At 74.8% G+C, this 22126-nt stretch carries 14 protein-coding genes; 12 read left to right on the top strand and 2 right to left on the bottom strand.

Annotation, left to right across the window (positions count from 1 at the left end; all coding sequences use genetic code 11):
* Positions 1 to 187: 187 nt before the first annotated feature.
* From G011_RS0102840 to G011_RS0102785, 12 genes are all read left to right on the top strand, one after another.
* Positions 188 to 1057, top strand: a complete 870-nt coding sequence (locus G011_RS0102840; RefSeq protein ID WP_019607129.1) for a xanthine dehydrogenase family protein subunit M — start codon at positions 188 to 190, stop codon at positions 1055 to 1057.
* Positions 1048 to 1551, top strand: a complete 504-nt coding sequence (locus tag G011_RS0102835) for a (2Fe-2S)-binding protein (RefSeq protein ID WP_019607128.1) — start codon at positions 1048 to 1050, stop codon at positions 1549 to 1551. The genes G011_RS0102840 and G011_RS0102835 overlap by 10 nt, the downstream gene beginning before the upstream one ends.
* The gene (locus tag G011_RS0102830; protein WP_019607127.1) at positions 1548 to 2909 is read left to right on the top strand and encodes an 8-oxoguanine deaminase; all 1362 of its coding nucleotides are present in this window, start codon (positions 1548 to 1550) and stop codon (positions 2907 to 2909) included. Before G011_RS0102835 ends, G011_RS0102830 begins: the two co-directional genes overlap by 4 nt.
* Complete coding sequence (pucD, locus tag G011_RS0102825; RefSeq protein WP_019607126.1) at positions 2909 to 5341, top strand: xanthine dehydrogenase subunit D; 2433 nt, start codon at positions 2909 to 2911, stop codon at positions 5339 to 5341. The genes G011_RS0102830 and pucD overlap by 1 nt, the downstream gene beginning before the upstream one ends.
* 197 nt (positions 5342 to 5538) lie before the next feature.
* Positions 5539 to 6981, top strand: coding sequence for an NCS2 family permease (locus G011_RS0102820; RefSeq protein WP_019607125.1), 1443 nt, complete (start codon positions 5539 to 5541; stop codon positions 6979 to 6981).
* A gap of 214 nt (positions 6982 to 7195) precedes the next feature.
* Positions 7196 to 9844, top strand: a complete 2649-nt coding sequence (locus tag G011_RS0102815) for a molybdopterin-dependent oxidoreductase (RefSeq protein WP_019607124.1) — start codon at positions 7196 to 7198, stop codon at positions 9842 to 9844.
* Positions 9841 to 10824, top strand: a complete 984-nt coding sequence (locus tag G011_RS0102810) for a xanthine dehydrogenase family protein subunit M (RefSeq protein ID WP_019607123.1) — start codon at positions 9841 to 9843, stop codon at positions 10822 to 10824. The genes G011_RS0102815 and G011_RS0102810 overlap by 4 nt, the downstream gene beginning before the upstream one ends.
* Positions 10825 to 11492: 668 nt before the next feature.
* Positions 11493 to 12272, top strand: coding sequence for a phytanoyl-CoA dioxygenase family protein (locus G011_RS0102805; RefSeq protein WP_019607122.1), 780 nt, complete (start codon positions 11493 to 11495; stop codon positions 12270 to 12272).
* Positions 12273 to 12360: 88 nt separating this feature from the next.
* Positions 12361 to 16548 carry a non-ribosomal peptide synthetase gene (locus G011_RS0102800; RefSeq protein ID WP_019607121.1) on the top strand — a complete coding sequence of 1396 codons (4188 nt, stop codon included), beginning with the start codon at positions 12361 to 12363 and terminating at the stop codon, positions 16546 to 16548.
* Between the two features lie 48 nt (positions 16549 to 16596).
* Entirely contained in the window at positions 16597 to 17457 is an 861-nt protein-coding gene (locus G011_RS0102795) for a TauD/TfdA family dioxygenase (RefSeq protein WP_019607120.1), read from the top strand.
* On the top strand, positions 17454 to 18218 hold the full coding sequence (locus G011_RS0102790; protein WP_019607119.1) for an SDR family oxidoreductase: 765 nt from the start codon (positions 17454 to 17456) through the stop codon (positions 18216 to 18218). The genes G011_RS0102795 and G011_RS0102790 overlap by 4 nt, the downstream gene beginning before the upstream one ends.
* Positions 18219 to 18225: 7 nt before the next feature.
* Entirely contained in the window at positions 18226 to 18975 is a 750-nt protein-coding gene (locus G011_RS0102785) for a methyltransferase domain-containing protein (protein WP_019607118.1), read from the top strand.
* Between the two features lie 188 nt (positions 18976 to 19163).
* Here the strand turns inward: G011_RS0102785 and G011_RS0102780 are convergent, their stop codons facing one another.
* Together G011_RS0102780 and G011_RS0102775 are read right to left on the bottom strand one after the other, a co-directional pair.
* Entirely contained in the window at positions 19164 to 20114 is a 951-nt protein-coding gene (locus G011_RS0102780) for a D-alanine--D-alanine ligase (protein ID WP_019607117.1), read from the bottom strand.
* A 52-nt stretch (positions 20115 to 20166) separates the two neighbouring features.
* Entirely contained in the window at positions 20167 to 21399 is a 1233-nt protein-coding gene (locus G011_RS0102775) for a PLP-dependent aminotransferase family protein (protein ID WP_019607116.1), read from the bottom strand.
* Positions 21400 to 22126 lie beyond the last annotated feature (727 nt).

The raw sequence follows: 22126 nt of genomic DNA, 5'->3' as shown, positions 1-22126 counted from the left end.
TGTAGGAAACGCCCAACGATAACCGTTCGTTCCGCGGACACTTCATGTCATCACTTGCTGGTAGTGACCGCGCTCCCAGTGGTGTACTTCACAGCATCGGCGAGACCCACCAGGGAAGACGCGACCGACAGACCGCGCCGGGCCGCGAGCGAGCGGCGGCACGACCATGGCGACAAGAGGACCGAGCATGGAGTTCCTGAGCCCCTCCACACTGGAGGAGGCCCTTGAGGCGAAGAGCGCCCTGCCCGAGGCGGTGCCCATCATGGGCGGCACCGACGTGATGGTGGAGCTCAACTTCGACAAGAGGCGGCCGCCCGCCCTGATCGACCTGACCCGGATCCCGGAACTGGCCGAGTTCGGACCGGACGGGGAGCACACCCGACTGGGCGCGGGCGTGTCCTACACCAAGGTGATCGAGCACCTGTCGGAGCGGGCCCCGGCCCTGGCCAGGGCCTCGCGTTCGGTGGCCTCCCCGCAGATCCGCAACCGCGGCACCGTGGGCGGCAACCTGGGCGGCGCCTCTCCGGCCGGGGAGTCCCACCCGCCGCTGCTGGCCACCGACGCGGTCATCGAACTGGCGTCGGTGCGGGGCAGGCGCCGGGTGCCCGCCCGCGAGTTCTACCTGTCGCTGCGCACGACCGCGCGCCGGGCCGACGAACTGATCACGGCGGTGCTGCTGCCCGAGCCGACCGGCCCCCAGCAGTTCGCCAAGATCGGCACGCGCAACGCGATGGTCATCGCGGTGACCTCCTTCTCCCTGGCCCTGGACACCGAGCGCCGGGTGGTGGGGACGGGCGTGGGCTCGGCCGGTCCCACGCCGCTGCGCGCGGAGGCCGCCGAGAAGTTCCTGGCGGCGGAGTTCGACTGGGAGGACGGCCGCCCGCTCGCGGAGCCGGTCGTGCGCGAGTTCGGCGCACTGGTGGCCGCGGCCGCCCGCCCCATCGACGACCAGCGGGGCAGCGCCGAGTACCGCAGGCACGCGCTGTCGGTGATGGCGCGCCGCGCACTGAGCTGGTCGGTCACCGACTACCGGAAGGGAGCCACGCGATGCGCGTGAGTTTCAGGGTCAACGGCGAGGACGTCACCGCCGACGACGTGTGGGCGGGCGAGAGCCTGCTGTACGTGCTGCGTGAGCGGCTGGGGCTGCCGGGCAGCAAGAACGCCTGCGAGCAGGGTGAGTGCGGTTCGTGCACGGTCTACTTCGACGGCGTGACGGCGTGTTCGTGCATGATCGCCGCCGGGCAGGCGCAGGGGCGCGAGGTGCGCACCGTGGAGGGCCTGTCCGGGGGCGAGGGGGCCGAGCGCGAGCTGGGCACGGTGCAGGAGGCCTTCGTGGAGGCGGGCGCGGTGCAGTGCGGGTTCTGCACGCCGGGTCTGCTGGTGCAGACCGACGACCTGCTGGAGCGCACGGTGGGCGCGGGGCTGCCCGCGCCGGAGGACGCCGAGATCCGTGAGGCGCTGGCGGGCAACCTGTGCCGGTGCACCGGGTACGAGAAGATCCTCGACGCGGTGCGTCTGGCCGCCTCGCGGCGGATCGGGAGCGGCACGTGAACGCGGCGGAGGGCTTCGTCATCGAGGGCGCCCACGTGGTGACCGTGGACGGCGCGGAGTACGCCGACGGCCACGTGGCGGTGCGCGCGGGTCGCATCTCGGCGGTGGGCGCGGGACCGGCCCCCGGGGCCGAGGGGCTCCAGCGCGTGGACGGGCGCGGGTGCCTGGTCACGCCGGGTCTGGTCAACACGCACAACCACCTCTACCAGTGGGCGACGCAGGGGCTGTTCGCCGACGGCACGCTCTTCGAGTGGCTGGTGGGCTCCTACGAGATCTGGGCCCGTCTGGACGCCGACGTGGTGTCGGGGACGACCTCGGCCGGTCTGGCCCACCTGGCGCTGTCGGGGTGCACGACCGCCTCCGACCACCACTACGTCCATCCTTCGGGCCGCGGCGACATCGTGGCCGCCGAGGTGGAGGCCGCCCGCGAGGTGGGCGTGCGCCTGGACCTGGCCCGCGGGTCGATGGACCGGGGGCGGAGCCAGGGCGGTCTGCCGCCGGACGCCGTGGTGGAGTCGCTGGATCAGGCCCTGGCGGGCACCGCCGAGGCCGTCGACGCCCACCACGACACCGCGCCCGACGCGATGACGCGGGTGGCGGTGGCCCCGTGCTCGCCGTTCTCGGTCTCGCGCGAGCTGATGGTGGAGAGCGCGGCGCTGGCCCGGGACCGGGGGGTGCGGCTGCACACCCACCTGGCCGAGACGCTCGACGAGGAGGAGCAGTGCCTGGAGGAGTTCGGGTGCACCCCCGTGGAGTACGCCGAGAAGCTCGGCTGGCTGGGCCCTGACGTGTGGTTCGCGCACGCCGTGCACCTGTCGGACGCGGCGATCGGGCGGATCGCGGCCACGGGCACCGGGGTGGCGCACTGCCCCACCTCCAACGCCCGCCTGGGCGCGGGGATCTGCCGGGTGCCCGAGCTGCTGGAGGCGGGCGTGCCCGTGGGCCTGGGCGTGGACGGCCCGGCCTCCAGCGAGCTGACGCCGCTGGCCGGTGAGATGCACCAGGCGCTGCTGATGGCCCGCGCCCGCAGGGGCCCCACGGCGCTCAGCGCCCGCCAGGCGCTGGAGATGGCCACCCTGGGCGGCGCCCGGGTGCTGGGCCGCGACGCCGAGCTGGGCTCCCTGGCGGTGGGCAAGCTGGCCGACATCGCCCTGTGGCGGGTGGACGGGTTCGGCTACGACGTGATCGGGGACCCGGTGGTGGCGGCGGTCTTCGGCCCCACCCCGCCCCTGGAGAGGCTCTGGGTCGGCGGGAACACCGTCGTCGACCGCGGTGAGCTGCGCACCCTGTCCGCGGAGACCGCCGCCGCGCGCGGCCGTGCGGCGCACCGCACCCTGACCCAGGAGGTGAGCCGCTGATGGCGGCGACGACCCGTACCGTGACGGAGCTGAGCAGCACGACCCGGGACGGGGTGGGCTCCAGCCCGCGCCGCCCCGACGGAACCCTGAAGGTCACCGGCGAGTTCGCCTACTCCTCGGACATGTGGATGGAGGACATGCTGTGGGGGGCGACCCTGCGCAGCCCCCACCCGCACGCCGAGATCCGGGGCATCGACGTCACCGAGGCGCTGAAGGTGCCCGGGGTGCACGCGGTGCTCACCCACGAGGACGTGCCCGGGAACAAGCGCTACGGGCTGGAGTACCAGGACCAGCCGGTGCTGGCCTTCGACAAGGTGCGCTACAAGGGCGAGGCGGTGGCGATCGTGGCCGCCGACCACCCCGAGACCGCCCGGCGGGCGATGGAGCGCGTCCGCGTGGACTACGCGGTGCTGGAGCCGATCAGCGACCCCCGGCGGGCCGCGCTGGACCCCGACTGCCCGCCGGTGCACGAGCCGGGCACGGTCCCCGACCACCCCGAGTACAACCCGCGCGGCAACCGGCTGCGCTACCAGCCGGTGCGCACGGGCGCGTTCGCCGCCGTGGCGGGCTCCGCCGAGCGCGAGGGCGAGGTCCTGGAGCGGCTGCGCGCCGAGGCCCACGCGGTGGTGGCCTCCGAGTACGAGGTCGGCATGCAGGACCAGGCCTTCCTGGGCCCGGAGTCGGGTATGGCCGTTCCGGCCGAGGACGGCGGGGTGGACCTGTACGTGGCCACGCAGTGGCTGCACGTGGACCAGCGCCAGATCGCCCCGGCGCTGGGGCTGCCCGAGGACAAGGTGCGGCTGACCCTGGCCGGGGTGGGCGGGGCCTTCGGCGCCCGCGAGGACCTGTCGATGCAGATCCACGCGGCCCTGCTGGCGCTGCGCACGGGCAGGCCGGTCAAGTTCGTGTACAACCGCGAGGAGTCCTTCTACGGGCACGTGCACCGGCACCCGGCCAGGATGCGCTACGAGCACGGGGCGCGCGCGGACGGCACGCTGCTCTACGCCACGGCGGAGATCATCGTGGACGGAGGCGCGTACGCGTCGGCGACCCCCGCGGTGGTGGGCGTGGCCTCCTCCCTGGGCATCGGCCCCTACGAGGTGGAGAACGCGCTGGTGGACGCCTACGGGGTGTACACCAACAACCCGCCGTGCGGCGCGATGCGCGGGTTCGGCGCGGTGCAGGCCTGCTTCGCCTACGAGTCGCAGATGGACCGGCTCGCCGAGGAGCTGGGCATGCACCCGGTGGACCTGCGGATCAGGAACGCCATGTCGCAGGGCTCGCGGATCATCACGGGCCAGGAGATCGACATGCCGCTGCCGATGGCGGAGATGCTGGAGCGCTGCCGCGCCCTGCCGATGCCTCCCGAGCGCGACACGCTGGCCGACCCCGCCGACCAGCGCACCCTGCCGGGCGGGGTGGCGGGCACCACGCGCGGCGAAGGCGTGGTGCGCGGTGTGGGCTACGGCCTGGGGCTGAAGAACCTGTGCTTCTCGGAGGGGTTCGACGACTACTCCACGGCGCGGGTGCGGCTGGAGGTGGTGGGCGGCGAGCCGGTGGTGCTGGTGCACACGGCGGCGGCCGAGGTCGGCCAGGGCCTGGTGACGGTCAAGGGGCAGATCGCCCGGACCGAGCTGGGTGTGGAGAGGGTGGTCATCGCCCCCGCCGACACCCGGGTCGGCTCGGCGGGCTCCTCCTCGGCCTCGCGGCAGTCGTACATGACCGGCGGCGCGGTCATGACGGCGTGCGCGTCGGTGCGCGCCGAGGTGTTCGCGCTGGCCCGCGAGCGCGGGATCGTGCCCGAGGCGCTGCCCGACACCGACCTGTCCCTGGACGGGGGCAAGCTGGTGTCGGCCACGGTCGGCGCGCTGGTGTCCCTGGCGGACCTGCTGGGGGAGTCGGCGCGCGGCGGCACGGTGGTCGAGCACACCCGCGAGTACCACCACCGGCCCACCGAGATGCTCGACCCCAAGCTGGGCCAGGGTTCCTCGCACAACCAGTTCGGGATGTGCGTGCACCGGGCCGTGGTGGACGTGGACGTGGAGCTGGGCCTGGTGAAGGTGGTCGCGCTCGACGCGGTGCAGGACGTGGGCCGGGTGCTGCATCCCCAGCAGCTGGCGGGGCAGATCCAGGGCGGCTCCACGCAGGGCCTGGGTCTGGCGCTGATGGAGGAGGTGCAGGTCAAGGACGGGGAGATCCGCAACCCCTCGTTCACCGACTACCTCATCCCCACCATCCTGGACACGCCGCCGATGCGCATCGACGTGCTGGAGCGGCCCGACCCGCACGCGCCCTACGGGCTGCGCGGCGCGGGTGAGCCGCCGACGCTGTCCTCGACCCCGGCCATCGTGGCCGCGGTGCGCGCGGCCACCGGCAGGGCCCTGACCCACGCTCCGGTGCGCCCGGAGGACATCGTGGGCATCGACCTGTAGCCGCGACCGGCGGCGCGGCCCCCGCCGCGCCGCCCCCATGAACCGCCCGCCCCGGCCTCGTCGGCGCCCCGACACCGGGGCGGGTGCCCTACGGCAGGACGGCGCCGCCCTGCGCACACCCTCGATTGAACACGAAGAGTTATAACTCCCCTACACATGGCGACGACTGCCATGCTCATCTCCCTCCAGGAGGGGACATGACCCGACTCAAGGACTCCGGCCCGCACTCGGGGGCCCGGAAGCCCACGGCTCGATCCTGGCTCGACCGCTTCTTCTTCGTCAGCGAGCGCGGATCCACCTTCGGGCGCGAGGTCCGCGGCGGACTGACCACCTTCATGGCGATGGCCTACATCATCGTCCTGAACCCGATCATCCTCAGCGGCGCCTCCGACGTGAACGGCGACGTCCTGTCCGCGGGCCAGCTGACCACCATGACCGCCCTGTCCGCCGGGCTGGTCACGATCATGATGGGGGTGGTCGGCCGGGCGCCGATCGCCTGCGCCGCAGCCCTGGGGGTGATGGCGGTCGTGGCCTACCAGGCCGCGCCCGTGATGGCCTGGCCCGAGGTGATGGGCCTGGTCGTGTGGCAGGGCGTCGCCATCATCCTCATGGTGGTGACCGGCGTGCGGACCGCGGTGATGAACGCGCTGCCGCACGACCTCAAGATGGCCATCGGCGTGGGCATCGGCCTGTTCGTGGCCCTCATCGGGCTGGACAACGCGGGCTTCGTCAGCGCCGGGGAGGGCGGCGGCCTGCTCCAGATCGGCGCGGCCGGGGCCGGCGGCCACCTCGACGGGTGGCCGATCCTGGTCTTCGTGTGCGGCCTGGTGCTGGCCAGCGTCCTGCTGGTGCGCGGGGTGCCCGGCGCGATCTTCTACGGCATCGTCGGCGCGACGGTCCTGGCGATCGTCGTGCACTACGCGGTGGGGCTGGACGCCCGGGCCTGGGGCGGGGCCAGCCCCGAGCTGCCAGGCAACCCGTTCGCGGCCCCCGACTTCGGCCTGCTGTTCCAGGTGGACATGTTCGGCGCCTGGACCTCGGCCGGTGCGACCACGGCGGGCGTCATCCTGTTCACCCTGGTGCTGGCCGGGTTCTTCGACGCCCTGGGCACCATCCTGGCCATCGGCACCAAGGCCGACATCGCCGACGCCGACGGGCACATGCCCCGGGTCAACCAGATCCTGGTGACCGACGGCGCGGGCGCCGTGGCCGGGGGTCTGACCAGCTCCTCGGCGACGCTGGTGTTCGTGGAGTCCACGGCGGGGGTGAGCGAGGGCGCCCGGACCGGTCTGGCGAGCGTGGTGACGGGGCTGTTCTTCCTCGCGGCGATCTTCCTGGCCCCGGTGTTCGGCGTGGTCCCTGCGCAGGCCGCGGCGGTGGCGATGGTGCTGGTGGGCGCCATGATGATGATGCATATCAGGGAGATCGACTGGTCGGACGTCGCCGTGGCGATCCCGGCCTTCCTGACCATCGCGATGATGCCGTTCACCTTCGACATCGCCAGCGGGATCGGCATCGGGATCATCTCCTACACGCTGGTCAGGTCGGCCCAGGGGCGCGTGCGCGACGTGGGCTGGCTGATGTGGGTGCTCTCGGCCGTGTTCGCGTTCCACTTCTCCATGCACGCGCTGGGGCTGTGAGCCGGATCCGCCACGGGGAGGCCGGGCCGCCGAGGGGGCGGCCCGGCCTCCCCCTTTTTTCGCCGTGGACCGGCCGGGGCCGCGCGTGCCCGGAGCAGCCACGGAGCCGCCAGGGCCGGAAGCCGCGGCCGCGCGGGGCCCGGCGGCTCGTTGACAGCGGTCGACGCCGCCCCTAAGTTGACAATGTCAACTTCGCATCGAGGGAAGCCACCCCATGAACGTTCGAGTCAACGGCGTCTCCTCCCCCGCCCCCGACTCCCCCGACACCACGGCGGCCGAGCACATCCGCGACCGCCTCGGCCTGACCGGCGCCAAGATCGCCTGCGGCACCGGGGTCTGCGGCGCCTGCACCGTCCTGGTGGAGGGCGCGCCCACCGCCTCGTGCCTGCTGCCCGCCGAACGGCTGGAGGGCCGCGAGGTCACCACCGTGGAGGGCCTGGGCGGCGACCACCCCGTCCAGCGCGCCTTCGCCGCCCACGACGGGATGCAGTGCGGCTACTGCACGCCCGGGTTCGTGGTGGAGGCCTCCGCCTTCGTCGACTCCTGGCGCGCCGAGCACGGCGACGTCCGCCCCGGCCGCGACCGCGTGGCCGACGCCCTTTCCGGGCACCTGTGCCGCTGCGGCGCCTACGAGGGGATCTTCGCCGCCGTGGACGCAGCCTGCGCGGGCGAGTTCGACACCGAACCCGAGCAGGCGCCGCCGCGCGCGGACGCCCTGGCCAAGGTCACCGGCCGGGCCCGCTTCAGCGCCGACCTGGCCCCCGAGGGCACCTGGGAGGGGGTGATCGTGCGCTCGGCCCACGCCCACGCGCGGGTGCGCGCCGTCGACCCCGGCGGGGCGCGGAGCGCGGCCGCCCGCCGCCCCGGGCCCGGACAGCCCGTGGACCCGAACCCGGTGTTCACCGACCTGCTGGGCGAGGAGCGCACGGTGCGCTACGTCGGCCAGCCCATCGCCGCCGTGGCCGCGCCCACCGCGGCCCTGGCCCGCGCCGCCGCCCGAGCCGTGCGGGTGGACTACGAACCCCTGCCCGCCGTGCTCGGTGTCGAGGAGGCGCGCGCGCAGGACGCCCCGCGGGTCTACCCCACGCGCGCCGAGCGCCAGGCCGCCCCCTCCAACGCCGAGGGCCCCAGTCTCCCGGGCCGCTGGGACGGCAACACGCGCGGTCCCACCACCGTCGGCTGGCGCGGCGCGACCGCGGTGCGGCGCCTGCGCACGGCCGCCGAACGCCGGGATCCGCGCCTGGTGGCCCAGGAGTACACCACCGCCGTGCAGGTGCACAGCCCGCTGGAACCCCACGTGTGCGTGGCCTCCTGGGACCGCGACGGCTCGCTGACCCTGCGCGCGTCCACCCAGGCGGTGTCCAAGGTCGCCCAGAAGGCCGCCGAGCGCTGGAAGCTGTCGCCCGAGCGGGTGCACGTGCTCAGCGAGTACGTCGGCGGCGGCTTCGGCGCCAAGGCCGGCCTGTCGGTCGACATGGTCGCCGCGACCGAACTGGCCCGGCTGGCCCACGCCCCGGTGCGCGTGTCCTTCGACCGCGCCGAGGAGCTCACCGACGCCGGGCACCGCCCCGGAACCCGCACCCGGGTGGCGCTGCTGGCCGACGACTCCGGGGACCTGGCGGCGCTGACCGTGGACTCCCACGGTGACGGCGGCGTCTCGGTGGGCTCCACCACGGCCGTCTTCGGGCTGTTGATGTACGGGCGCTCGCCGCGCCGGGCCCGCGACTTCGACGTGGTCACCCACCGCCCGCCGGGGGCGCCCATGCGCGCCCCCGGCGGCGCCCCGATGTCCTGGGCCGTGGAGCAGGCCGTGGACACGATGGCCCACCGGCTGGGCGAGGACCCCCTGTCCCTGCGCCGCCGGTGGGACGGCAACCCCAGGCGCCGGGCGCTGTACGAGCGGGCCGCCGCCCTGGAGCTGTGGCGCGAGCGCCCGCGCGGCGCCCGCACCGGCCGGTTCCGGCGCGGGGTCGGCGTCGCCGCCTCCAACTGGCTCTACCTCATGGGCCCGAGCGCGAAGGTCGAGTTGTCGGTCCGCGACGGCGCGGTGGTGGTGCGCTCCGCCACCCAGGACATCGGCACCGGGATCCGCACGGTCCTGGGCGAGGTGGTCGCCGAGCGGCTGGGGATGTCCGCCGCCGACGTGCGCGTGGAGATCGGTGACAGCTCCTCGGTGCACGGCACCGGTTCCTTCGGCAGCCGCACCACCACCTCGATGGGCCCCGCCGCCGCCGACGCCGCCGACCGGCTCCGCGCCGAACTGCGCGAACGCGAGCCCGGGGTTCCCGCCTCGGGGCCGATCCCCGAGCACGCCCTCAAGGACGCCCTGGCCGCCGCCGAGGGGGTGCGGGTGGTCGGCGAGAGGGGCCGGGACCGCCGGGGCGCGCTCACCCCGAACATGGACGACCTGGCCGTGGGCCGGGGCATGACCGGCGCCGTGCACGTGATGGAGGTGGAGGTGGACACCCTGCTGGGCCGGGTGCGCCCCACCCGCTGCTGGGCTGGGCTGGCGGTGGGCCGCGTGTACGCCGAGCGGCTGGCCCGCAACCAGGCCGAGGGCGCCGTGGTGCAGGGCGTGGGGTACGCGCTCTTCGAGGAGCGCCGCCACGACCCGGCCACCGGGGTGGTGCTCACCGACAACCTGGAGGACTACCGGCTCCCGGGGATGGGCGACGTCCCCGAGACCGAGGTGCACTTCCACCAGGAGGGGTTCGAGCACGCCGCGGGCGCGGGGGTGGGCCTGGGCGAGATCTCCCTGGTGGGCGTGGCCGCGTCCGTGGCCAACGCCGTGCACGACGCCACCGGCTGGCGCCCCCTGGACCTGCCCATCCGCCCGGACCGACTGCTGGAGGGACTGCGATGACCGCGACCACACGCCCCGCGGGGCTGGAGGAGGCCCTGGCCCGGCTGGAGGGCACGGGCGCCCGTCCGCGCGCCGGGGGCACCGACCTGACGGCGTGCCTGGCCTCGGGGGTCCTGGAGCCCGCGCCCGTGGTCGACCTGACCGGGGTGCGCGAGCTGCGCGGGGTGGAGTGGCGCCCCGACGGCTCGGCCCGGGTGGGCGCGCTGACCGGCGTCGCCGAGCTGTCCGCGGACCCCGCGCTGGCCGCGGCCTATCCGGCGCTGGCGGCCACGGCGCGGGCTCTGGCCACGCCGCAGGTGCGCAACGCCGCGACGCTGGGCGGCAACCTGCTCCAGCGCAACCGGTGCTGGTACCTGCGCAACCCGGCCTTCGACTGCTTCCAGACGGGCGGGGACTCCTGCCCGGCGCGCGGGGGCGACCACCTGTACGGGGTGGTCGTGGACCGGGGCCCGTGCGCGGCCCCGCACCCGTCCTCACTGGCGGTGGCGCTGCTGGCATACGACGCGTCGGTGCTGGTGGCGGGCGGGGGGCGGACCGAGATGGCGGTGGCCGACCTCTACGACGCCGCCGACCCGACCCGCGACCACGTGCTGGAGCCCGGCCGGGTACTGGTGTCGGTCGGGCTGCCGGTCCCGACCGCGGGTGAGCGGTCCGCCTACCGCCGTGCCACCGGGCGCTCGCGCGCGGAGTGGCCGCTGGTGGAGGCGGTGGTACGCCTGGCCCTGGCGGACGGGGGCGCGGTGACCTCGGCGGCGGTGGCCGTGGGCGGGGTGGCCCGCACCCCACTGCGGCTGCCGGAGGTGGAGGCCGCCCTGGTGGGCGCGCGTACGGGCCGGGCGCTGGACGGGGGCGTGGTCGAGGCGCTGGAGGGTCTGGCCGACCTGTGCTCCCCGCTGCCCGCGACCGGGTACAAGGTGGAGCTGCTGGGTGCCACCGTGCGCGACGCCCTGGAGCGGGCCCTGGACGCCCCGAACGGCTGAGGCCCCGGATCGGATGTACGGCCCCGTTCCCGCACGACGCGGGGGCGGGGCCGACGCCGTGTCCGGGACACACGCTTTTCGGATACGGAACCCTTTCCAGGAAGACCATCCCCACCGCGCATTTCACACATAAGGGATCACCGGGGAAATCCGTCGCCCCCGACCGCGCCGAACACACAGGGGAGCACGCGTCCGATGACGGAGCGCGCTCCGAGGAAAATCGGATTCCCCCGGTTTTCCGGAGACCCGGACATCTCCTATTTTCCCTCACGACCCAGAAGGGAGAAAGGGGATAAAAATACATTTTGGCGCCGCGTTCCACACCAGCAACAACAGAGGACAACAACACCCGAAAACCGCTGTGAGCAGTACCGATGTACCCCCTCACGCCTCCCACGACCCTCGCGTACGCACGTGTTCGCGCATCCCCCACGGGATTCTTTTCCGACCTTCTTGACACAGAAGGGAACGGATGCAAAATTGATGCAGTCGGACCACGGAACACCGCCCTCCCTCGGAAATACCGCGCCATTCCCCCAGCGCCCGGTCGGCGGGAAACGAGAACGCCCTCCCACCCCCGGAACAGGACCAGCACGGCGATCCCCACGACGACCCGGCAGTCGTCCACCACCGAAGCGCGAATCACGGGTGACACTTTGACGCATGCGTTGTCCCAGGACGTGTCCACGGCCGAGCGACGAGAGCGCTTCGCCGAGTCGGGATACCTCGTCCTCCCCGGCCTCCTGCCCGAGAACCTCCTCCACCGGCTCCTCCCCGAGGTGGACCGCTGGGTGGACGAGGGGCTGCGCGACCGCTCGATAGCCGCCTGCCTCGACCCGGAGGGGGGCGACCCCCGCCCGGCCCTGGAGCTGGAGTTGCCCGCCCACGGTGAACTCCTCACCCACGGCCCGCTGCTGGAGGTGATCGCGGAGCTGCTGGAGGCGCCCTTCGTCTTCCACCACCTGCACAGCGCCAGGCACGACCCGGACACCGGGGGCAAGCCCTGGCACCACGACAACGAGCCCAACGACCTCGGGGATCCGGGCCTGGTCATGGTGCACGCCCTGCACTACCCGGCGGGCCTGGACGAGAGCATGGGGAGCCTGGCCGTCCTGCCCGGGTCCCACCGCGAGGAGGCGGACAAGACCGCCCGCGCCCACCTGGGCACCTCGGAGCTACCGGGCGAGGCCGTCCTCGACCGGCTCCCGCCCGGTTCGACCGTCCTGCTCAACTCGGCGCTGTTCCACGCGCGCAGGCCCGCCCCGCGGACGACCCGCCGCCCCCGCTACTTCGTCGACGCCTCCTACTGCCAGACCGGCGCCCGGTGGCGCCCGGTCAAGCCCTACTGGCGGCACATGCTCACCCGCGCCCGCGAACTCGGCCTCGACCGGGGCGGATGGCCGGAGCTGTTCTCGCCTCGGCACTTCACCGACTACACCCCGGCATGAGGCTCCGGAGCCGGTCCCGGGCCCGACGGTGACGGACGCCCCCGTCACGGGGCCGCGCGAACCAGACAGCGGAGACGGAGCGGAGACGATGACGCACGTGTTGCGATCCACCCCCACACTGCCCGACATGCTCACGGAGGGGAGTCGGGCGCACCCGCTCCGTACGGCACTGACCGACGGCGTGCGCTCCCTCAGCTACCGCGACCTCGACACCGCCGCCGAACGGGTCGCCGCCCACCTGGCCGCACGGGGTCTGGGCCGCGGCGACCGGGTGGCCCTGCTCGGGCCGCGCGACGCCCGGCTGTGCGCGCTCCTGCACGGGGTCCTGCGCTCGGGCGCGGCCGCGGTCGTGGTCGACCCGGAGTGGAGCGCCGCCGACGTCGCCGCGCGTCTGGACGACGTCGAGGTCGCCCACGCGCTCACCGCCGACCCGGACACGCGTGCCCCCGGTGAGCGCGACACCGAGGTCCTGGACCCCCAGGCCCCGGCGGCGACCGCCCCCGCCCCCCGCCGCGTCCCGGGCCGGGCCTGCGACCCGGCCTACCTCTCCTTCACCTCGGGTTCGAGCGGGCGGCCCAAGGCCGTCACGGTCACCCACGCCAACGCGGCGCACTACGCGCTGGCGCTGCGCGACCGCCTCGGCCTCACCCGCGCCGACGCGCCGGTGTTCGCGCACGTGACCACCCTGGCGGCGGACCTGGGCCACACCTCCTGGCTGCTCGCCCTGGCCACCGGGGGCCGGGTGCACGTCGTTCCCGACCGCACCGCCCGCGACCCGCGGGCCCTGTGGGACTCCCTGCACCGGGCCCGGGTCTCGGTGCTCAAGACGACCCCGTCCCACATGGCGGCCCTAGTGGAGGAGCGTCCCCCCTCGCAGGAGCCGCTGCACACCCTGCTGCTGGGAGGTGAGGCGCTGCCCCGGTCGCTGGCCTCGGACCTGCTAGAGGGCCGTGTCGCGCACCGGGTGGTCAACCACTACGGGCCGACCGAGACGACCATCGGCGCCACCTGCCTCGTCGCCCGCTCACGCGCCGACCTGCCCGGCGACGAGCCGACGGTGCCCATCGGCGCCCCGATCGGCGGGGCGCGGCTGCACCTGCTGGACGCCGAGGGGCGGGAGGTCCCCGACGGCACCGAGGGCGAACTCCTCATCGGCGGACCCGGGGTCACGGCGGGCTACTTCGGTCGTCCCGAGGAGACCACGCGCCGCTTCGTCGGCCGGGGCGGGGAGCGGATGTATCGGACCGGAGACGTGTGCCGTCGCCGCCCGGACGGCGACCTGGTCTTCGTCGGCCGCACCGACCGCGAGGTCAAGGTGCGGGGGTACCGCGTGGATCCGGTGGGGGTCGAGCGGGTGATCGAGGGGTTCCCGGGGGTGGGGCGGTCCGCCGTGCTGGCCCGGGAGACGCCCGCGGGGACCGCCCTGGTGGCCGCCGTGCGCCCGACCGGCGCGCGGGAGGAGGCGGAGCTGCTCGACGCGCTGCGCGCCCACCTGCGCGAGCGGCTGCCCGGGTACGCGGTGCCCCAGCCCGTGGTCGCCCTGGACGCGTTCCCCACCGGCCCCAACGGCAAGCTCGACCGCGCGCGCCTGGCCGAGGCCGTGAACGCGGCCCTGGACGCGCGGGCCCGCCGCACCGCCCCGGACGGGCCGGACCCGGACGCACGGCCGCTGGTCCGCGCCATCGCCGAACTGTGGGCGGGCGCGCTCGGACTGCCCTCCGTCGGCCCGGGCGCCGACGTGCTCGAACTCGGCGGGGACTCCCTCCTGGCCATGCGCACGGTGGCCTTCCTGCGCCGGTCCGGTCTGCGCGTGGCCTTCGAGGACTTCTACCGCCACCCCACGCCCGAACTCCTGGCCTCGGCCGCCCGCCCCGGCGCGGGGGACCCGGCCGAGCGCGCACCGCACCCGGAGCACGCCCGGGCGCTGGCCCCCGCCCAGCGCTGGCTGCTGCGGCAGCCCCTGGCCGACACGCGCCACTGGAACCAGTCCGTCCTGCTGCGCTGCGCGGCGCCCGTGGACGCCCCGGCCCTGTCCGCGGCCGTGGGGGCCGTCCTGGAACGGCACCCGGCCCTGCGCACCCCCGTCGGCCCGGGCGGCCCCGGGCGTCCGCGGCCCGCGCGGGACCTGCACGCGGTGTCCTTCTCGCGGCTGCCCGGGGAGCCCGGCCGCGCTACGGGAGTGATCGGCGGCGCGTGCACCGAACTGCACCGGGGCCTGGACCCGGACTCCGGGCTCCTGCTGCGCGCGCACCTGTTCACCGGCCACCCCGACGGCGGGGACCGGCTCGCGGTGATCGCCCACCACCTGGCCGTGGACGGCCTCTCCTGGCGGATCCTGCTGGACGACCTCGCGCACGCCTACCGGTCGGCGCTGTCCGGGAAGGAGGAGTGCCTACCCCCCACGGCCGACTTCTACCGGTGGGCGGCCCGGACCCCGCGCGCACCCGGGGCTCCCGGGACCGCGGTCCCGCCCCGGGGCGGGACCGCAGCCGAGCGGGCACGGCCGACGGCCCTGGTCTGGAGCCTGGACGGGGCGGCCACCGACCGGCTCGTACACCGCCACGGGCACGGTCAGGACCTGGAGGCGTTCCTGCTGGCGGCCTTCGCCGACGCCGTGCTGGGCCGCGGCGGGCGCACCCGGCTGGAGGTGGAGGTGGAGACGCACGGGCGTGACACCAGCGACGCGGGGCACGCCTACATGGACACCGTCGGCTGGTTCACCGGCGTGAAGCGGGTGGGGCTCGACCGCGCCGACGGCGGTCCGGCCCCGCGGGCGCGGGCGGTCCGGCGCCTCCTGCGCGAGGCGCCCGAGCTGCCGATGGACTCCCCCGGCCCCAGGCCCGAGGCGGGGTTCAACTTCCTGGGGGCGTTCCGGCCGCCCGGAGACCCCTCCCTCGGCTGGACCGTGGCCCCCGAACAGGCCGGGAACGCCCGATGCTCCGGGGGCGACCCCCTCCAGCGCCTCCGGCTCACCGCCCGCGTCGTCGAGGGCAGGCTGGTGGCCGACCTGGTGTACGCCTGGCCCGACCTGACCCACGAGGACGCGGCGGGCGTCCTCTCCGACTTCGGCCGCCGCGTCGCGGCCCAGGCCCGGGCGAAACCCCCGGCGCACAGCAGGTCGCCGGTGTCGACCTCGGGACAGCCGATGCTCCACGGGGCTCCCCATCACGGCGCGGCCGTGCGGGTGCTCCGCGAACCCGCGCGGGTCCTGCTCACCGGCGCCACCGGCTACCTCGGCACGCACCTGCTCGGCGCGCTCCTGGAGCGGGGGGCGGAGGTCACCTGCCTGGTACGCGCCGACAGCGACGCCGACGCCGTCCGGCGGGTCGGCGCCGGGTCGGGCGGCGTCGATGCCGTGGCCGGAGACGTCACCCGGGAGGGTCTGGGCCTGTCCGGGGACGGGCTGCGCCGCGTCAGGGGGGTCCACGCCGTCGTCCACGCCGCGGCGGACGTGCGCCTGGTGGCCCCGCCCGACGAACTCGAACGCGTCAACGCGACCGCGGTCCGCGCCCTGGTGTCCTGGATCGACGCCGAGGTCCCCGGGGCGCGCCTGCACCACCTGTCGACCCTGGCCGTGTGCGGCGGCGTCGAGGGGCCCGCGCGCCGCTTCAGCGAGGCCGACCTGCGCATCGGGCAGAGCTTTCGCACCCCCTACGAGAGGACCAAGTTCGCGGCCGAGGAGATCGTCCGTTCCTGGGCCGCCTCGGGCCGCCAGTGCTACGTCCACCGCAGCGGCCACATCGCCGCGCACAGCCGCACCGGGGCGTTCCAGAGCAACATCTCGGACAACCGGGTCTACCAGCTCGTGCGCGGGTACGTCCTGGCCGGGGCGGCGCCCAGGCGCCCGTCGACCTCCTTCGTCTTCTCCCACGTGGACACGGTGGCGGCGGGGATCGCGGCGATCGCCACGCACCCGTGCGCCGCGCCCGGCGCCTACCACGTCGAGTCGCCCCACCAGGTCCCCCACGACGAACTCGTGGCCTGGCTCGCCCGGCACGGCTACCCGGTCGCGCTGACCGGCGACGAGGCGTTCGCCGCGGCGCTGGCCCGGGCCGAGCCCGACCACCCGACGGAGATCCGCCTGGCGTCGGCGTGGTCGCAGATGGAGGAGCGCAACGTCGTCGTCGACGGTTCGCGCACCGTGTCCCTGCTCGACCGTGCCGGTGTGCGCTTCGCTGCCCCCACCCCCCGGTGGTGGTCCGCGGCCCTGGGGTGGGCGGCCCGGACCGGTTTCCTGCCCCCGGTCGCCGTCCACGACGGCGCCACCGCCCGCTGAACGCTTCGCGGCACTCCCCGCGAACCCGCCTGACGAAGGGAACGACCCATGTCCGATGACACCGTGACCGACCTGGGATGGAACACCGAGGTCCTGGAGGAGCGGCGCCCGCTCTGGTCGCTGCCGCTGGCGAAGGAGGACACGCGGCTGCTGGCGGAGGCCGCGGCGGCCGACAGCTGGGACGGGGCCGAGGAGGTGCGCGACAGGCTCCGCGCCTTCGCCGTCGAGAGCGTGCGCTCGGTGGGGTTCGCGCACGTGCGCGGCCTGGTCTCCCCCGACGCGCCCTACGCCGTGAGCGAGGCGGTCATGCGGTTCGTGCTGCGCGAGCTGGGTGAGGTCATCCCGCAGAACGCCAAGGGCGACCTGACCCACGTGCTCCGCGACCAGGACGGCGACGGGGCCACCGAGCTGGGCTTCCACTGCGACACCTGCGACGTGCTCGTCCTGCTCTGCCTCCAGCCCGCGGTGGACGGCGGGGGCGACACCAAGCTCGCCAGCGCGCGGACGGTGCGCGACACGGTGGCGGGCGAGCGCCCCGACGTCCTCGCCACGCTGGAGCGGGACTGGACCTTCGACCGGACCGGCCGCGCCGGTCAGCAGGTCGTCGTCTCCCCGATCCTCTTCGTCCAGGAGGACGGCTCCGTCGGCTGCTACTACCAGCCCCGCACGGTGCGGACCTCTCCCGAACGGGGCGGGCCGCCCCTGAGTGAGGACCAGTGGGAGGCCCTGGGCTTCCTGGACGAGGTCCTCTACCGTCCCGAGATCGCCTTCCGCCTACGCCTGGAGGCGGGCGAGCTGCTGCTCATCCGCAACAACCGGGTCATGCACGGGCGCTCGCCCTACGTGGACGTGCCCGGCCCGCAGGCCCGCCGCGTGCTCAGGGCCTGGATGAGCACGGAGGTGCTGTGACCCCCCGTCCGCGCGGCGGCGGGGTCGCCGTGGTCACCGGCGGCGGGAGCGGGCTGGGCCGGGCGGGCGCCCTGGCCCTGCTCGCGGACGGGTGGTCGGTCGCGGTGGCCGGGCGGCGCGCGGACGCCCTTGAGGAGACCCTGGCCCTGGCGGGGGCGGACGCGGACCGGATGGCGGCCGTCCCGACCGACATCAGGGACCCCGACGGGGTCGCGTCGCTCTTCGCGGCCGTGCGCGAGCGCTTCGGCCGGGTGGACCTGCTGTTCAACAACGCGGGCGCGGCCGTGCCGCGCAGGCCGGTCGAGGACATGCCCCTGGACGACTGGGACAGGGTGGTGGGCACCGTCGCCACCGGCGCCTTCCTGTGCTCGCGCGAGGCCTTCCGGGTGATGCGGGACCAGTCGCCGCGGGGTGGGCGCATCATCAACAACGGCGCCCCCTCGGCCCACGTGCCGCGGCCGTACACCATCGCCTACACCGCGGCCAAGCACGCCCTGCTGGGGATGACGCGCGCCCTGGCGCTGGACGGACGCAGGTACGGGATCGCCTGCGGGCAGATCGACGTGGGCAACGTGGCGCCGGTGGACGGAGGGCCGCAGCCCGCGGCGGTCCAGGCCGACGGGACGAGGGCCGTGGAGCCGGTGATCCCGGTGGAGCGGTTCACCGAGTCGCTGACGCTGATGGCGTCGATGCCCCTGGACGCCAACGTCCAGTTCCTCACCGTCCTGCCGACCGCGATGCCCTTCGTCGGGCGGGGGTGAGGGGCCGGTGTTCGTCAGCTCCCGCTCCTTCGAGGAGTACCGGGCGATGTTCGCGCTCTCGGACCGGGACCTGTCGCTGCGGATCCTGGACTGCCCCGGCGGGGCGGCGGGGTTCGTGGCCGGGGCGCGGGGCGCGGACGCCGTCGCCGTGGACCCCGAGTACGCCGGTGACAGGAGGGCGCTGGGCTCGCTGGCCCTGCGCGAGGCCGAGCACCGGCACTCCCTCGTCGCGCGGGGGGCGGCGGATTTCGTGTGGACGTGGTTCGGCTCCCCCGAGCGGTACACGCGGTTGCGGACCCGGGCCGCGCGCGCCTTCGCCGCCGACCTCGCGGCGCGGCCGGAGCGCTACGTCGCGGGCGCCCTGCCCGACCTGCCCTTCGCCGACCGCTCCTTCGACCTGGTGCTCAGCTCGCACCTGCTGTTCTCCTACGGGGCGCGGCTCGACGAGGACTTCCACCGGTGCGCCCTGCTCGAACTGGTGCGCGTGGCCCGGTGGCAGGTGCGCCTGTTCCCCGTGGTGCTGCACACCAGCGGGGAGAGGTACGGTGCGCTCGACCGGCTGCGGGAGTGGCTGGAGGGGCGGGGCGTGCGCACCCGGCTGGAGCGGGTCGACTACGAGTTCCAGCCCGGGGGCGACGAGATGCTCCTCCTCGACGGTCTCCGCGGCGCCGCGGGGCCGCGTCCGTCCCGGGACGGGCGGGGCCGCGCCTTCGGCCTGGACCCGGTGCGCTGGCGCCACCTGGAGGCGGGGGCGTAGCCGCCCGGGCAGCCCCGCGACGGGGTGGGGCCACCGCGTCACCACGGCGCCGGGGTGCCGTGTCCGCTCTCCAGCGGCTCGAAGGGGCGCCCGGCCGGGGCTGTCCGGAGAGGCGCTCGGGCCCCCGGAACGGGACCGGGCCGGGGCCGCCGGGAACGGCGGCGCCCGGCCCGGACGCGTCGGCGGGGTCAGCCGCGCAGCAGCGCCTGGTGGGCCAGCTCCCGGCACGCGACCGCGAAGTCCAGCCCCGCGGCGGCGGCCCCCATCGGGAAGGTGGAGGTCTCGGTCAGGCCCGGGGCCACGTTGGTCTCCAGGAAGGTGACGCGGCCGTCGGTCCCCACGATGACGTCGGTGCGGGACAGGTCCCGCAGCCCCAGGACGCGGTGCGCGGTCAGCGCCACCTCGGTGGCCTCGGCGACCGTGGCGGGGTCCAGGCGCGCCGGGCAGAAGAACTCGGTGCGCCCGGCGGTGTAGCGGGCGGCGTAGTCGTACACCCCGCCGTCGGGCACGATCTCCACCGGCGGCAGCGCCACCGGCCCGTCGCCGGTGTCGAGGACGCCCACGGCCAGCTCGGTGCCCTGCACCTGCTCCTCGACCAGGGCCGAGTCGCTGTAGGCGAAGCAGGACACCAGGGCCGCCGACAGCTCCTGCACCGAGCCGACCGGCGCCGCGCCGAACGCGGAGCCGCCCCGGTCGGGCTTGACGAACAGCGGCAGGCCCAGCCGGTCTGCGAGCCGGTCCATCAGCGCCGGAGCGCCCAGGTCGTGGAAGGCCGACTTGGGCAGGGCGGCGCCGCGCGGCACCCGCACGCCCTCGGCGGCCAGCAGCGCCTTGGCGGCGGGCTTGGAGTAGGCCAGTCGGCAGCCCCCCGGCCGGGCGCCCACGTAGGGCACCCCGACCAGTTCCAGGACCTCCCGGATGGCGCCGTCCTCGCCCGCGGCCCCGTGCAGGACGGGGAAGACCACCTGCGGCGGGTCCTGGACGAGGCGGTCCAGCAGGGTGGAGTCCACGTCGGCGACCTGGACCTCCACGCCGAGCCTGCGCAGCGCCTCGGCGACGCCGCGCCCGGAGTGGACGCTCACCTCGTGTTCGGGGGACAGGCCCCCGGCCAGGACGAGAACCCGGTCAAGGTCTGCCACGGCGCGGACCTCCTTCTGTGCTGCTGTCATGATGGGGTGCCCTCATGGGGTGTCAGGGCAGGTCCGGAGCGGGGGCCTGTGGGCCGTCTGTGCTCGGGGCCAGGGTGGTGCCGAACGTATCACGCAGGTCGATCTCACCCTCGATGGCTCCGACGAGGCGGCGCACTCCCTCACGGATCTGCTCGGGTGTGGGGTAGCAGAAGCTCAGGCGCATGTCGGCCCGGCCGCGTCCGTCGGCGTAGAAGCCGGTGCCGGGCACGTAGGCGACCCGTTCGGTGACGGCCCGGGGCAGCATGGCCTTGGCGTCGATGCCCTCGGGCAGGGTGGCCCAGACGAAGAATCCGCCCTGGGGGCGGGTCCAGGTGCAGCCGGCGGGCATCATCGCGGTCAGCGCGTTGAGCATCGCGTCGCGGCGTTCGCCGTACATGGTGTTGAACGACTTGATCTGCTCGCGCCAGGGGAAGGTGTTGAGGTAGCGGCGCACCACCAGCTGGTTGAAGGTGGAGTGGCTGAGCATCGCCGACTCGGCGGCCAGGACGAGCTTGGCGCGCACCGCGGCGGGGGCGAGCGCCCAGCCGATGCGCAGGCCCGGGGAGAGGGTCTTGGACAGCGATCCCAGGTAGATGACGTTGCCCTCGCTCTGGGAGTAGAGGGTGGGCTCGGGGTCGCCGTCGTAGCGCAGCAGGCCGTAGGGGTTGTCCTCGACGATGAGCACGTCGTGGCGTTCGCAGGCCTCGGCCACCCGCGCGCGCCGCTCGGCCGTCATGGTGATCCCGGCGGGGTTCTGGAAGTTGGGGACGGTGTAGAAGAACTTCACCGGCCGCCCGTCCAGCTCGGCGCGGACGAGCGCCTCCTCCAGCTCCTCGGGGATCACTCCCTGCTCGTCCATGCCGACGTGGCGGATGTCGGCCTGGAAGGCGGCGAAGGTGTTGATCGCGGTGACGTAGGTGGGGGCCTCGGTCAGCACGATGTCGCCCGGGTCGACGAAGACGCGGGTGATCAGGTCCAGGGCCTGCTGGGAGCCGACGGTGACGATGACGTCGTCGGGGCTGGCGGTGATGCCCTCCAGCGTCATGTAGTCGCAGAGCTGCTCGCGCAGCACGGGGTCGCCCTGGGCGGAACCGTACTGGAGGGCCGCCGCGCCCTCCTCGGAGACGACGTCCTTGACCAGTTCGCCGATCTGGTCCAGGGGCAGCGCCGCGACGTTGGGCATGCCCCCGGCGAGGGAGACCACCTCGGGGCGTGAGGCGACGGCGAAGAGTGCGCGGACCTCCGATGCGACCATGCCCTGTGCTCGGCGTGCGTAGCGGCCGACGTGCGGGTCGATACGCGAACCCTGTTGGCTGGGCTGCTGCTCTCGGTGGTCAGCGGACACGGTCCACCTCCGAAGGAAGGTCGTTCTGTGGGGCAGGGCGGGGGCCGTCCGGGAACTCCCTGCGTTCCCGGGTTCGACGCCCTCGCCGTCCCCGCGGTTCACACCCCGTCCACGGGAGCGGGCGCGGTGCCCGGGCTCGCGGGTGGGGCGGTCGGGTGGGCTGGGTCGCGGGTGAACACGACCCGGTAAATGCACCGAGTCTAGCCCAGCCTCGGAGGACGGGCACGGAACGGGCCCCCGCGTGCTGTTCGCCACACCGGTCACACCCGCTCCCCTCGTCCCGTCCCTTCCGGTGGACTACCCGTCCGCGGCGGGGTCCACGGGGAGTGGGGCGAGAACATGGGCCGCTCTTTCCCCTGCCATCGGACGGAGCCCGCGGGGCGGAGGAGGTCGCGCTGGTCGCGGGGCGAGGACGTTTTCGGGAACCGTCCCGGTGGAGCCCCGTCCGTCCACCGGGACGGCGGCTCACCGTGGGAGACATGGCGCGGGAGCGGGTCCCCCTGAACCCGCCCCCGCGCATCGGCACGCCCCGGGAAGCCGGGCTCCCGCGGGGGGCGTACCGTCGGCGCGATGGCCCCAGGGGGTTCCCCCGAATCCCCGTGGTCGGCCATCCGAGCCCGGTGGCGCCTCTGCGTTA

The organism is Nocardiopsis sp. CNS-639 (assembly GCF_000381685.1).
In the GTDB taxonomy this organism is placed as follows: Bacteria; Actinomycetota; Actinomycetes; order Streptosporangiales; family Streptosporangiaceae; genus Nocardiopsis; species Nocardiopsis dassonvillei.
Note: the sequence above shows the minus strand (reverse complement) of the source record. Positions and strands in the feature narration are given on the sequence as shown.

What these genes read in the sequence shown, in the direction of transcription:
- G011_RS0102840 (WP_019607129.1), top strand. Translation starts at nt 188, where the DNA reads ATGGAGTTCCTGAGCCCCTCCACACTGGAGGAGGCCCTTGAGGCGAAG.
- G011_RS0102835 (WP_019607128.1), top strand. Translation starts at nt 1,048, where the DNA reads ATGCGCGTGAGTTTCAGGGTCAACGGCGAGGACGTCACCGCCGACGAC.
- pucD (WP_019607126.1), top strand. Translation starts at nt 2,909, where the DNA reads ATGGCGGCGACGACCCGTACCGTGACGGAGCTGAGCAGCACGACCCGG.
- G011_RS0102820 (WP_019607125.1), top strand. Translation starts at nt 5,539, where the DNA reads ATGACCCGACTCAAGGACTCCGGCCCGCACTCGGGGGCCCGGAAGCCC.
- G011_RS0102815 (WP_019607124.1), top strand. Translation starts at nt 7,196, where the DNA reads ATGAACGTTCGAGTCAACGGCGTCTCCTCCCCCGCCCCCGACTCCCCC.
- G011_RS0102810 (WP_019607123.1), top strand. Translation starts at nt 9,841, where the DNA reads ATGACCGCGACCACACGCCCCGCGGGGCTGGAGGAGGCCCTGGCCCGG.
- G011_RS0102800 (WP_019607121.1), top strand. Translation starts at nt 12,361, where the DNA reads ATGACGCACGTGTTGCGATCCACCCCCACACTGCCCGACATGCTCACG.
- G011_RS0102795 (WP_019607120.1), top strand. Translation starts at nt 16,597, where the DNA reads ATGTCCGATGACACCGTGACCGACCTGGGATGGAACACCGAGGTCCTG.
- G011_RS0102775 (WP_019607116.1), bottom strand. Translation starts at nt 21,399, where the DNA reads ATGGTCGCATCGGAGGTCCGCGCACTCTTCGCCGTCGCCTCACGCCCC.